The organism is Dechloromonas aromatica RCB, assembly GCF_000012425.1.
In genome coordinates this window covers 1-12,924 of record NC_007298.1, presented here as the reverse complement: position 1 = coordinate 12,924, position 12,924 = coordinate 1, and the positions used below count along the sequence as shown (strand labels likewise).

General features: G+C 58.2%; 8 protein-coding genes. 3 read left to right on the top strand and 5 right to left on the bottom strand.

The genetic code is table 11. The annotated features are described in order from the left end of the window. The first annotated feature begins 101 nt into the window (after positions 1-101). The 3 genes from DARO_RS21410 (at position 102) to DARO_RS00040 (ending at position 6,493) form a co-directional block, all read left to right on the top strand. Positions 102-4,421, top strand: a complete 4,320-nt coding sequence (locus DARO_RS21410) for a response regulator (protein ID WP_011285777.1) — start codon at positions 102-104, stop codon at positions 4,419-4,421. Between the two features lie 26 nt (positions 4,422-4,447). Then, positions 4,448-5,587, top strand: coding sequence for a response regulator (locus DARO_RS00045; protein ID WP_011285776.1), 1,140 nt, complete (start codon positions 4,448-4,450; stop codon positions 5,585-5,587). Positions 5,588-5,677: 90 nt separating this feature from the next. Next, positions 5,678-6,493: a Sir2 family NAD-dependent protein deacetylase gene (locus DARO_RS00040; RefSeq protein WP_011285775.1), complete on the top strand. Its 816-nt coding sequence runs from the start codon at positions 5,678-5,680 to the stop codon at positions 6,491-6,493. A 3-nt stretch (positions 6,494-6,496) separates the two neighbouring features. On the opposite strand, the gene dtd is transcribed toward DARO_RS00040, so the two are convergent. The 5 genes from dtd to dnaA form a co-directional block, all read right to left on the bottom strand. Further along, positions 6,497-6,949, bottom strand: coding sequence for a D-aminoacyl-tRNA deacylase (gene dtd / locus DARO_RS00035; RefSeq protein ID WP_011285774.1), 453 nt, complete (start codon positions 6,947-6,949; stop codon positions 6,497-6,499). Between the two features lie 12 nt (positions 6,950-6,961). Then, positions 6,962-7,411 (bottom strand): HIT family protein, encoded by a 450-nt coding sequence (locus DARO_RS00030; RefSeq protein WP_011285773.1) that lies wholly within the window; start codon positions 7,409-7,411, stop codon positions 6,962-6,964. A 71-nt stretch (positions 7,412-7,482) separates the two neighbouring features. Continuing rightward, positions 7,483-9,987 carry a DNA topoisomerase (ATP-hydrolyzing) subunit B gene (gyrB, locus tag DARO_RS00025; protein WP_011285772.1) on the bottom strand — a complete coding sequence of 835 codons (2,505 nt, stop codon included), beginning with the start codon at positions 9,985-9,987 and terminating at the stop codon, positions 7,483-7,485. A 73-nt stretch (positions 9,988-10,060) separates the two neighbouring features. Next, positions 10,061-11,167 (bottom strand): DNA polymerase III subunit beta, encoded by a 1,107-nt coding sequence (dnaN, locus tag DARO_RS00020; RefSeq protein ID WP_011285771.1) that lies wholly within the window; start codon positions 11,165-11,167, stop codon positions 10,061-10,063. Between the two features lie 209 nt (positions 11,168-11,376). After that, entirely contained in the window at positions 11,377-12,774 is a 1,398-nt protein-coding gene (gene dnaA / locus DARO_RS00015; protein WP_011285770.1) for a chromosomal replication initiator protein DnaA, read from the bottom strand. Positions 12,775-12,924: the final 150 nt, after the last annotated feature.

Here is a 12,924-nt window from a genome sequence, read left to right as displayed (position 1 = left end):
TGTATGCCGGAAACGTATATCTCGCCACATTGATGCCAGAATAAAAATCCCAGCGACAACAAGGGTTATCGTCGACTAGCCAGCCAACCAAGGGAGGGGGAATGCCGCGAGGAATATCCTTCAGAAAGCCGGGATTCGCCAGCAGCCTGGTACTGCGTATCGGCCTGCTGATTCTGCTTTCACTCGCCGCCTTCACGATCAGCCTTTACTACCTGATCGGCCGGCCAACCGTCGATCGGTTGGCAGAAACCCAGATGCTGCTCGCAGCTGAGCAGTTGGAAGCCCGCTATACCCGCCTGTTGAAAACGGTTGAGATCACGCTGCGCAGCAGCCAGGGCTGGGGAAAAAACAGCGATATCGATCAGACCCGTCTGCTGCATTTCAACGAGTTTTTCTTCCCCATCATCGCCAACCATGGCGAAATCACCTCGGTCATATTCGCCCATGAATCGGGCCGGGAAATTCTCCTGTTGATGACCGACGACGGTCGCTGGATCAACCGGATCAGCAACCCGGCCGACTGGGGCAACCAGACCTACTGGATCACCTGGGATAAAAACCGCCAGATCGAAAGCGTCGAAATGCGGGAGCGCAATTACGATGCCCGCGAACGGCCATGGTTCAAGGGGGCGATGGGGCTGCCCGATGAGCAGAGCGTGTTCTGGACCGAGCCCTATATCTTTTTCACGACCAAGGAGCCGGGGATCACGGCGGCCATGCGCTGGCAGGCAGAAGATGGCTCCAGCTACGTCATTGGCCACGATGTCCGGCTGATCGACATCGCCGAATTTACCACCCGCATGACGGTCGGATCGCATGGCAAGGCCGGGCTGTTTCTGAAGGAAGGCAAGCTGATCGCGCCGCCCCGCGATCCGCGCTTTGCGGACCGTAACGCGATTAACCAGGCATTGCTGAAAACCTCCGAAGAGCTGGAACTTCCGGAGTTTGCCGAAGCCTTCAGGCTGTGGCAGATGGACCCTCATCCGCTCAAGCGACTGCACAGCTTCGATCGACCCGATGGCCGCTGGATCAGCTTCTTCCAGCCGATCTCCGGCAACACCAGCGGGATTTCGCTGGGTGTCGTGGCCCCGGAAAGCGATTTTGTCCCGATATCCAGCCAGGATCTGATACTGCTCGGATTGATCACCCTCTCCGCACTCGCTCTGGGCATGGCAGTCGCCATTCGCATTGCGAATCGCTTCGGTGAACCGCTCATTGCACTGGCCGAAGACAGTTCGCAAATCGGCAGCATGAATCTGGATAAACCCGTGACCACCGACGCCCCTTGGCGGGAGGTGATCCAGCTTGCTGCCGCCCTCGAGGAAATGCGGCAGCATCTGCAAAGTTCCCGGCGGACGCTTGAAGACACCAACATCGAGCTTGAACTCAAGGTGGCCAAGCGCACCCTCGCCTTGCGGCAAAACCAGGAAATCCTGCAGAAACGTGAGGCATTTTTCCGCGCCATATTCGACAATGCAGCGGTCGGCATCATCAGTCTGGACCCGGAGCGCAAGCCGGTACTGGTCAACCCGGCCTTCGCAAAATTTATCGACCAGCCGATCAATACACTGCTTTCGCACCTGGAAAACATCGCCCTGCCCAAGGAGGTACTGGGGCGGATCAATGATCTGCTCGGCCAAACAGGCAGCGCCCAGCAGCAGAGCCTGCGCAATGAATTCGAATTCATCGACAAAAACGGCGACACCCACTGGGGCGACGTCCAGATTGCTGCCGTCCGCGATGAAAATGGCGAGCTCGATTCCCTGCTGATCACCGTGCTGGACGTTTCCGACCGTCGCGAGATCGAAGCCGAGTTGATCCGGCAGTTTTCCTTCCTGCAGGCACTGCTCGACACCATCCCCAACCCCATCTTCTACAAGGGCGCGAACACCCATTTCCTGGGCTGCAATCAGGCCTACGAAGCGTTTTTCGGGATCAATCGGCGCGAGTTCGTTGGCAAACGGGTAGTCGATCTCGAATACCTCCCGGAAGATACCCGTCAGGCTTACCAAACTGAAGACGAGCAAGTCATCGAGGCGGGAAGCCGGATTAGTCGCGAAGTGAGCTTGCCAGGCGCGGACGGCAAACTGCATGACGTGCTCTACTCGGTCAGCGGCTTCCACTCCCCCGACGGCCGACCGGATGGCCTGATCGGCGTCATCGTCGATATCACGGCCCTGAAGGAAGCCGAACGCGAGGCCGACCGGGCACGCGCCACGGCAGAATCCGCCGCGGCAGCCAAGGCGGATTTCCTGGCCAACATGAGCCACGAGATTCGTACCCCGATGAACGCCATCATCGGCATGACCCATCTGGCCTTGCAGACCGAGCTGAATTCCCGCCAGAAAAATTACCTGACCAAGGTCGACAACGCAGCCAAGGGCTTGCTCGGCATCATCAACGACATCCTCGACCTGTCCAAGATCGAGGCCGGCATGATGCATTTCGAACATGCACCGTTCAGCCTGGATGCCAGCTTGGAGCGCCTCAGCGACATGTGCTCCCTGAAAGCCCGCGAACGAGGACTGGAACTGCTCTACGACATTGCGCCGGAGGTACCGGATCAACTGATCGGCGATTCGCTGCGTCTCGGCCAGGTGTTGCTCAATCTGGTCGGCAATGCGATCAAATTCACCGAAGCCGGTGAAATCACGGTCACGGTAAAACTGCTCGCCAACCGTGAAAACGAGGTCGACCTCGGCTTTGAAGTCATCGACACCGGCATCGGCATGAATGTTGAGCAGCAGTCGCAACTGTTTTCCGCTTTTACCCAGGCCGATACATCGACCACCCGAAAATACGGTGGTACCGGACTTGGTCTTTCCATCTGCAAACGCATCGTCGAGCTGCAGGGCGGCAGCATCGGCGTCAGTAGCCAGCCGGGGATCGGTAGCCGCTTTACCTTCCAGCTGCAGTTTGGAAGAGCGACGGAGCAAACGGGAACACCACGGCGCATCGGCTTGCCCAACAATCTGCGCGCCCTGATCGTCGACGACAGTCATGGTGCCTGTGAAGTCTTCCTGCACATGCTCACCGTCTTCGGGATCGACTGCCATGCCGTCCGCAGCGCACCGGCAGCGCTGCTCGAACTGGCTGCTGCGGCTGAAACCGGTCAAGCCTATGGCCTGCTCATCATCGACTGGAAAATGCCCGACATGGATGGCGTCGAACTGGTCGAGAAGATCAGTCAGAGCAATGGACCAGAAAGAACAGCCGCCATCGTCATGGCGACCGCCTACGACCATGAGGAACTGCTGGCCGCACTCGGCAAGCACCCCGTCGGTGCCATCCTCAGCAAGCCGGCGACGCCATCCTCGCTGTTCGACAGCATCATGGTCGCGTTGCATCGTGAGCCGACCACGCAAATGGTGCCCAACATCACTCCAACCATGCTTTCAGAGCAATTTGCCGGCCGGCACATCCTGTTGGTCGAAGACAACGAGGTCAACCGGGAATTGGCCGAGGAAATGCTGGGCAACATCGGCTTGCTCGTCGACACGGCCGAAAACGGCCAGCAGGCGATCGACCGCATTCGCCAAAACGCCTACGACCTGGTGCTGATGGACTGCCACATGCCGGTCATGGATGGCTATACCGCGACCGAATACATCCGCCACGAGTTGAAGTTGCCTCAGCTACCCATCATCGCCATGACAGCCAATGCTCTGCACAGCGATCGGGAGCATTGTCTGGCCGTCGGCATGGACGACCATATTCCGAAACCCATCGACGTGGCGGTCCTCCATGCCACCCTGCTGCGCTGGCTCAGTCAGGCTGGCGAGCGGACAAGCCCATCGCCTCTGCCAGCAGCAAGCCGCGACTTGACGTTGCCGGCCGGGGAAATTGATACGGCCACGGCCCTCGCCCGACTGGGTGGCAACCGCAGCCTGTATGACCGCCTGCTTTTGCGCTTCCAGGAAAACCAGGGCAGCGCAATCGAATGCCTGGCGGCCGACCGAACCAGAGGCGATAGCGCTGCCATGATTCTGCGCGCCCACACCCTGCGCGGCCTGGCCGGCAATATCGGGGCGACCGGCCTCTCCCGGCTGGCTGGCGACCTCGAGGAGCGCCTCAAACAGAATGCCTCTGTGAAGGAGGCCGGCATCGAAAACCTGCTGGGCAGCTTGGCTGAAAACCTGCCCAAGGTTCTGGCCGCCGCCGAAAAGCTGCGCCAGGAAACGCCGCAGATCACGCCAGCGCCGCTGCAAGAAGCACAGCAAGGCACCCTATCCGAACTGCAGCACCTTCTAGATAATGACGATGCGGCCGCCGTGCGGTATTTCGAGCAAATATCTGCCTGGCTCAAACAGGAGTTCGAGCCTCGTCTGGTTGATCAACTGGCCCGCCAGATCAATCAGTATGAATTCGATGTAGCCATGGAAACATTGCAGCAAATGACCATCAACCGGCAACAAGTCTGAGACACCTAATCGAGAGTCGCCAAGCCATGTCCCCCCTCCTGCCCAAACAAAGCATCCTGGTCGTCGACGACAGCCCCGAGAATATCGACTTGCTGAGTGAAGTGCTGCGCGACGAATATCGCATCCGCGTTGCCACCTCTGGCGAAAAGGCACTGAAAATTGTCTACTCGGATGAGCCGCCGGACCTGATCCTGCTCGACATCATGATGCCGGGGCTCAGCGGACTGGAGATCTGCCGACGCCTGAAGGCCAATCCGGACCGCCGGCGGATTCCGGTCATTTTCGTTACGGCCATGAGCAGCATGGATGACGAAAAGCGGGGTCTGGAAACCGGTGCCGTCGACTACATCACCAAGCCAATCAGCCCGCCCATCGTCAAGGCGCGCGTCCGCACCCACCTTGCCCTCTACGACCAGTCGCGCGAACTCGAACACATGGTGCAGCAACGCACCCACGAATTGCTGACCACTCGCCAACAAATCATCCGCCGCCTGGGTCGGGCGGCCGAGTTCAAGGACAACGAAACCGGCAACCACGTCCTGCGCATGAGCCACTACGCCCGACTGATCGCGCATGCGCACGGCCTGGGTGAAGAAGCCTCCAATGTCATTTTCAACACCGCCCCGATGCACGACATCGGCAAGATCGGTATTCCAGATTCCATCCTGCTCAAGCCGGCCAAGCTGGATGCCGAGGAATGGAAAGTGATGTACCAGCACCCGATCATGGGGGCCGAAATCATCGGCAAGCACGATAACGAACTGCTGGAAACCGCAAGGATCATCGCCCTGACCCATCACGAAAAATGGGATGGCACCGGCTACCCGCAAGGCCTCAAGGGCGAGGCCATCCCGCTCGAAGGCCGCATCGTTGCCATTGCCGACGTCTTCGATGCCCTCGTTTCCGTCCGCCCCTACAAAGCAGCCGTTCCACTCAATGAAGCGATGCAATATCTGGAATCCCAAAGCGGCCTTCATTTCGACCCCAGCCTGATGGATGCTTTCCGAAAAGCCCTGCCTGAAATCCTCCGCATCAAGGAAATCTACGCCGACGAAAACGGCGCCCTGACCGATCTGGAATTCCACATCAAGGAAATCTACGATCACAAGGACGATCCGCAAGGCTATCCGGAAAATCTGGCCAGTACGAATGGTGGTTTCGAGTAAGCCGGCTCGTCCTGAAACTCACCCACGGGGAAAACTGATCTCCCAATTGGACACGACAGCCCTCCCGGCGACGGAAATAGCCATTTGTCGATGACCGATCCCGCTCTTGAACAAGCCGTGGCATGGCTGCGCGCCGCAGATGCTTTGTTGGTTACCGCCGGAGCCGGTATGGGCATCGACTCCGGGCTGCCTGACTTTCGTGGGCCGGGCGGCTTCTGGTCGGTTTATCCTGCGCTGGGGCGGGCCAGAATCGCCTTTGAGTCCATCGCCAACCCGGCGGCCTTCGAATGCGACCCGCGGCTGGCCTGGGGCTTCTACGGCCATCGGCTCGATCTCTACCGCCACACCACACCTCATGCCGGGTTTCGGATGCTGCTCGACATGGCACAAGGGATGCAACATGGCATCCGGGCCTTCACCAGCAACGTCGATGGCCAGTTCCAGAAAGCCAGTTTTGCCGCCGACCAGGTCTGCGAAATCCACGGCTCCATCCATCATCTCCAATGCACCACCGCTTGCCGTGAGCGCATCTGGCCAGCCAATGACTTCCGGCCGGAAGTCGATGCCGAGAACTGTCGCCTGCTCGGCGATCTGCCCATTTGCCCACACTGCGGCGCCCTCGCCCGGCCCAATATCCTGATGTTCAACGACTGGGGCTGGCTGGAGCGGCGCACAACATCGCAATACCAAGGCCTGCGACAGTGGCTGACCACGGTTGAGCGGCTGGTCTGCATAGAAATCGGCGCCGGCACCAACATTCCGACCGTCCGGCATTTCTCCGAAGACTGTGGCGGCAAGCTGATCCGCATTAACCCTGGCGAACCCGATGTACCCAATCCGGCGGCCGGCATCGGCCTGGCGCTGGGCGGCCTCGCCGGCCTCACCCTGCTGAGTCAGGCACTATAGTGCCTATTCAGGCACTTTGGAGTCGATCGTCAGCGTTACCGGACCATCGTTAATCAGGCTGACCTGCATATCGGCGCCAAACACCCCGGTCGGTACTGCCTTGCCCAGTGTCGCTGACAGCTTGGTGACGAAACGCTCGAACAAGGGCTGTGACACCTCGCCTCGTGCGGCCCGACTCCACGACGGCCGGTTGCCCTTCTTCACCGAGGCATAAAGCGTGAACTGCGACACGGCAAGAACTTCACCTCCAGCATCAAGCACATTCCGGTTCATTACCCCGCTCTCATCAGCAAAGAGCCGCAGACGAACGATCTTCCCGGCCATCCAGTCGAGATCGGTCTCACTGTCAGCCTCCTCGAAACCGGCCAGGACCAGCAGGCCAGTGCCTATTTTCCCGACAATGTCCCCATCCACCGCGACCGACGCTGCACGTACACGCTGGACCACCACACGCATGCCGTTCTCCGCTCAGCCGACCGTCAGCATGGCCTGACGCAGACGCAAGGCATAGCCCTCCAGCGTTTCGCGCGACGGATCCTTGCGTGGCCAGGACAGGGCAATACCATCATCACCATGGCGTGGAACGACGTGCAGGTGAAAGTGGAAAACAGTCTGGTCGCCTTCCTTGCCATTGGCCTGCAGCAAAGTCAGTCCGGGTGGATCAAAGCTATCCTTGACCGCCTGCGCCACCCGTTGGGCGGTACGCATCGCTGCTGCCGCTTCGTCCGGCGTCAGATCGAGCAAGGTCGCGGCGTGGCGCTTGACGGTGACCAGCGTATGGCCGGGATTGACCTGACCGAGGTCCATGAAGGCCAGAGTCTGCTCATCCTCATAAACCTTGGCAGCAGGGATTTCGCCGGCAATCAGGCGACAGAAAATACATTGGCCGGGTGGCGAGGTATCAACGAATTTGGGCATGTCCACAAGTCAAGAAAAAGGCCAGCCGGAAATCGGCTGGCCTTCATTTTGGCGGTACGTGGCGGAAACGGTCAAATATCGACCCGAGCACTCAAGGCGTTCGTTTCGATGAATGCCCGACGCGGCTCGACATCCTCACCCATCAGCGTCGTGAAAATTTCGTCAGCCGCAATGGCGTCGTCAATCTGCACGCGCAACAGGCGGCGAACCTTCGGGTCCATGGTCGTTTCCCACAACTGCTCGGGGTTCATTTCGCCCAGACCTTTGTAGCGCTGCTTGGCAATGCCGCGTTCGACTTCATTGAGCAGCCACTTCATGGCGTCGGCGAAGTTGGTCACAACCTGTTTCTTCTCGCCACGGGCCATGGTGGCTCCAGCGCCGAACATATCAGCCAGTGTTTCGGCCGTGCGGCGCAACTGCGTGAAGTCACCGGAGAGCAGCAAATCCTCATCGATCAGGCCGACCTTCAGGTTGCCGTGGTGCATGCGCTCGACGCGCAGTATCCAGCGCTCCTGGATATCGTCAAACTTCGGCACCATGCGGGTTCCGGCCGGGATGAACCCAGCGATCCGCTCGGCACTGGCACGCGCATTTTCTTCGCTGGACAGGTCAATCGCGATGTTGTGGCGAACGATGGACTGCAGCACTTCCGGATTGATCAGGTGGGACAGGCGGTCGATTACGGCCTCAGTGGCCAGCCACGAGCGGGCCAGACCTTCCAGGGCCGGGCCGGTGATGCCTTCGGCGTCGGCACGCGGCGTCAGCACCGCTTCGTCGAGCGCCATGTTGAGCAGGAACTGGTGATATTCCTGATCGTCCTTCAGGTACCGCTCGGTCTTGCCGTGCTTGACCTTGTAGAGCGGCGGCTGGGCGATATAGACGTAACCGCGGTCGATCAACTCGGGCATCTGGCGGTAGAGCAGCGTCAGTAGCAGGGTGCGGATGTGGGCGCCGTCTACGTCCGCGTCAGTCATGATGATGATGCGGTGGTAACGCAATTTTTCGACGTTGAAGTCGTCCTTGCCAATACCGGTGCCGAGCGCGGTGATCAGCGTGACAATCTGTTCGGACGAGATCAGCTTGTCGAAACGCGCTTTCTCGACGTTGAGCACCTTGCCGCGCAGCGGCAGGATGGCCTGGAACTTGCGGTCACGACCCTGCTTGGCGGAGCCGCCGGCGGAGTCACCCTCGACGATGTAGATTTCGCACAGCGCCGGGTCTTTTTCCTGACAATCGGCCAGCTTGCCGGGCAGGCCGACGCCGTCGAGAACCCCCTTGCGGCGCGTCATTTCACGCGCACGACGGGCGGCTTCGCGAGCCCGCGAGGCTTCGACGATCTTGCCGCAGATCATCTTGGCGTCAACCGGTCGCTCAAGCAGGAAATCGGCAAGTTTCTGGGCGACGACTTCCTCGACTGCAGCACGGGCTTCGGAGGAAACCAGCTTCATCTTGGTCTGCGACGCGAATTTCGGATCGGGCATCTTGACCGATAGCACGCAGGCCAGGCCTTCGCGCATGTCGTCGCCAGCGATATCGACCTTGGCCTTCTTGGCGATCTCGTTTTCGTCGATGTATTTGTTGATGACGCGGGTCATCGCGGCGCGCAGGCCGGTCAGGTGGGTACCACCGTCCGACTGCGGAATGTTGTTGGTGAAGCAGAGCACCTGTTCCTGATAGGAGTCGTTCCACTGCATCGCCACTTCAACGCCGATGATGATGCCAGTGTCGGCAGCGCCCTGACCCACCTTGGCCTCGCCGGCCGAGTAGAAAATGCTCGGGTGAAGGACCGATTTGGTACGGTTGATGTACTCGACAAAGCTCTGTACACCACCAGCAAAAGCAAAGAGTTCTTCCTTGCCGGTACGCTGGTCGACCAGCTTGATGCTGACGCCGTTGTTCAGGAAGGAGAGTTCGCGCAAGCGCTTGGCGAGAATTTCGTAGTGGAATTCAACGTGGCCAAAGATTTCCTCGTCGGCCAGGAAGTGCACTTCGGTGCCGCGCTTCTCGGTATCGCCAAGAATCTTCATCGGCGACACTTCAAGTCCATTGCGGACTTCAATACTGCGGTCAACCGGCACGCCACGGCAGAATTCCATGAAGTGCTTCTTGCCATCGCGGCGAATGGTCAGGCGCAGGAACTTGGACAGCGCATTGACGCAGGAAACACCGACCCCGTGCAGACCACCGGATACCTTGTATGAGTTCTGGTTGAACTTGCCGCCAGCGTGCAACTCGGTCAGCGCAATTTCAGCCGCCGAGCGCTTCGGCTCGTGCTTGTCGTCCATCTTGACGCCGGTCGGGATACCCCGGCCGTTGTCGATGACGCTGATCGAGTTGTCGGTATGGATGGTGACAATGATGTCGTTGCAATGCCCAGCCAGCGCTTCGTCGATGGAGTTATCCACCACTTCGAAGACCAGATGGTGCAAACCGGTACCGTCCGAGGTATCGCCAATGTACATGCCCGGACGCTTGCGGACAGCCTCCAGGCCTTCGAGGATCTGGATACTGGATTCACCGTAGGCCGGTGATCCGGCGTCTTGCGGGCTGCTCATTGGCGTGTTTTCTTCGCTCATGCTTTGTGTTCCACGTGAAACTGCAAAAGGTCAGCCCGGCGGGCTGACCTTCCTTCAATTGCTGCTGTGATGGTCAGATACGCATCGGCATCACGACGTATTTGAAGCGGTCGTTGCCAGGCAAGGTGATCAGGGCGCTGGAATTGGCGTCGTTGAAACTCCACTGGATTTCATCGGCGTGGATGTTGTTCAGCACATCCAACAGATAACCGACGTTGAAGCCAACATCGATGACATCACCGGTGTAATCAACTTCGATTTCTTCTACGGCTTCTTCCTGTTCGGCATTGGCCGCGATCAACTTCAGGCTGTTGTCGCCAAGCACGACGCGAACGCCACGGAATTTTTCGTTGGTCAGAATGGCGGCGCGCTGCATGGCCTGCATCAACGTCTGGCGGCCAACCTTCATGTGGTTCTTCAAGGTGGCCGGCACGACACGCTCATAGTCCGGGAACTTGCCATCGATCAGCTTGGAAACCAGCACCACGGACCCGAACGAGAAGCGAACCTGATTCGGCGTCAGCGTGATGTTCAGCAGATCATCGGTATCGACCAGCAGGCGGTTCAGTTCGAGCACCGTCTTGCGCGGCAGGATCATTTCCTGACGCGGCAGGTCGGTATCGATCTCGACGCTGGCGTAGGCCAGACGGTGACCGTCGGTTGCGACAGCGCGAAGTTCCTTGCCTTCGACCAGTAGCAGCAAGCCGTTCAGGTAGTAGCGTACGTCCTGCGCTGCCATCGAATACTGAGTCTTGCTGATCAGCTGACGGAACGCCTTTTGCGAAATCGAAAACTGCTTGGTTTCGCCTTCGCTCATGGTCATGCGCGGGAAATCGTCGGCCGGCAGGGTCTGCAGGCTGAAGCGGCTCTTGCCGGCACGCACCTGCAAACGCTTGTCTTCCAGGACCAGGCTGACTTCAGAAGTATCCGGCAGCGAACGCAGGATTTCCTGCATCTTGCGAGCACCCACAGTGACCGCGCCATCACCCTCACCACCGGCACATTCCGTCGAGGTGGTGATCTGGATCTCAATGTCGGTCGCCAACAGGGTCAGGCGGTCGCCCTTCTTCTCCAGCAGCACGTTGGACAGGATAGGCAGCGTATGACGACGTTCGACAATTCCCGACACAGACTGCAGCGGGGCCAGAAGCGTGTCTCTTTGGGTTTTAATAAGAATCATATATTAAATTCCTTAATAGACTATATCGGGAACAATTCTGTGGATAATTGAAAAATTACTTTTAATTTCAATGGTCTGGGTCAGATTTTTGCATCTGCGAAAGTGCCTGAATTGCCTGTGGATGAAATCCGGATAATTTTCCCACAAAGCGGGAATCAACAGATGACTCACAATTGATCGACAACTTGTACACAGGGTTATCTACAGACTCATCCTTTCAATACTTGCAGCAAAACATGCAGGTCGTGATTGAGTTCGTTTTCCTTGATGCGCAGGGAATCGATCGTTTTTACTGCATGAATGACCGTGGTGTGATCACGCCCACCGAAGGCATCGCCGATTTCCGGAAAACTGTGCGAGGTCACTTCGCGGCATAGCCACATGGCAACCTGACGTGGCCGGGCAATGGCGCGTGTGCGCTTCTTGGAGAACAACTCGGCAACCTTGATCTTGTAATAGTCGGCAACGGTCTTCTGGATGTTGTCCATGCCCACATTGCGCACGGAGCCGATGACATCCTTCAGGGCTTCCTTGGCCAGGTCCAGCGCAATAACGCGACCATGGAAGGAAGAATAGGCCAGCACCTTCTTCAGGGCACCTTCCAGCTCGCGAACATTGGAACGCAGGTGCTTGGCAATAAAGAAGGCAACTTCGTCATCGAGCTGGATACCTTCAGCTTCCGCCTTCTTCTTCAGAATGGCGACCCGCATTTCCAGTTCCGGCGGTTCGATCTGTACGGTCAGCCCCCAGTCGAAACGGGTGACCAGACGGTCGTCAAGGCCGTTGATATCCTTGGGATAGGTATCGCAGGTGATGATGATCTGCTTGCGGGCCTCAATCAGCGCATTGAACAGGAAAAAGAACTCTTCCTGTGAACGGTTCTTGCCATTAAAGAACTGCACATCGTCCAGCAGCAGCACATCAAGTGAGCGGTAAGTCCGCTTGAAACTATCGAAAGACTTCTGCTGATAGGCCCGAACAACGTCGGAGTAATAATCTTCCGCATGTACGTAACGAACGATCTTTTCCGGATTCTCGGTGGCGATGGTGTTGCCAATCGCGTGAATCAGGTGAGTCTTGCCGAGGCCAGCCCCGCCATAGATAAACAGCGGGTTGTAGGCTCCACCCGGATTATTGGCGACCTGGACGGCTGCGGCACGGGCCAGATCGTTGGCCTTGCCAACCACCAGATTGTCAAAGGTGAATGACGGAAAGAGCCGGGACTTTTCGTAATTGCTACCCTTGCCCCGCGCCTTTTCCGAGGCGGCAGTCCGTTTTTCCGAGGTAGTCGCCGGATTGGCCGGTGCATTTTGGCCTGAATCAGTCGTTGTTGCTTGAATTCTGGCGGCTGTCGCCTTGCCACTGCCGATGACCAGCGCAATGGTGACCGGACCTTCAAAGAAGGTGCGACTGTAGTCTTCGATCCGTGTCAGGTAACGGTCGCGCACCCACTTCAGGATGAAACCATTGGGCGCAATCAGGCGCAGGCCATCTTCCAGGGCTGTGGATTCACCTTCGAGCCGGAGCGGCTTGATCCAGGTATTGAATTGTTGCGCGGGCAATTCCTGCTCGAAGCGCTGCAAACAGGATTCCCAGAAACCAGACATCGACGACAACACTCCTCCCCGCGCATTCGATATTGATTTCGATGGCGGTTATTAGATATTTGATTTAATTAATAATTTTTGAATATATCGGCGGACGCTCAGAGGCCGGCGAAGGCACGATTCTACCCCCCAACCGAAAAGTTATCCACA

Coding starts and splice junctions, on each gene's coding strand:
- DARO_RS21410 (WP_011285777.1), top strand. CDS start 102: ATGCCGCGAGGAATATCCTTCAGAAAGCCGGGATTCGCCAGCAGCCTG.
- DARO_RS00045 (WP_011285776.1), top strand. CDS start 4,448: ATGTCCCCCCTCCTGCCCAAACAAAGCATCCTGGTCGTCGACGACAGC.
- DARO_RS00040 (WP_011285775.1), top strand. CDS start 5,678: ATGACCGATCCCGCTCTTGAACAAGCCGTGGCATGGCTGCGCGCCGCA.
- dtd (WP_011285774.1), bottom strand. CDS start 6,949: ATGCGTGTGGTGGTCCAGCGTGTACGTGCAGCGTCGGTCGCGGTGGAT.
- DARO_RS00030 (WP_011285773.1), bottom strand. CDS start 7,411: ATGCCCAAATTCGTTGATACCTCGCCACCCGGCCAATGTATTTTCTGT.
- gyrB (WP_011285772.1), bottom strand. CDS start 9,987: ATGAGCGAAGAAAACACGCCAATGAGCAGCCCGCAAGACGCCGGATCA.
- dnaN (WP_011285771.1), bottom strand. CDS start 11,167: ATGATTCTTATTAAAACCCAAAGAGACACGCTTCTGGCCCCGCTGCAG.
- dnaA (WP_011285770.1), bottom strand. CDS start 12,774: ATGTCTGGTTTCTGGGAATCCTGTTTGCAGCGCTTCGAGCAGGAATTG.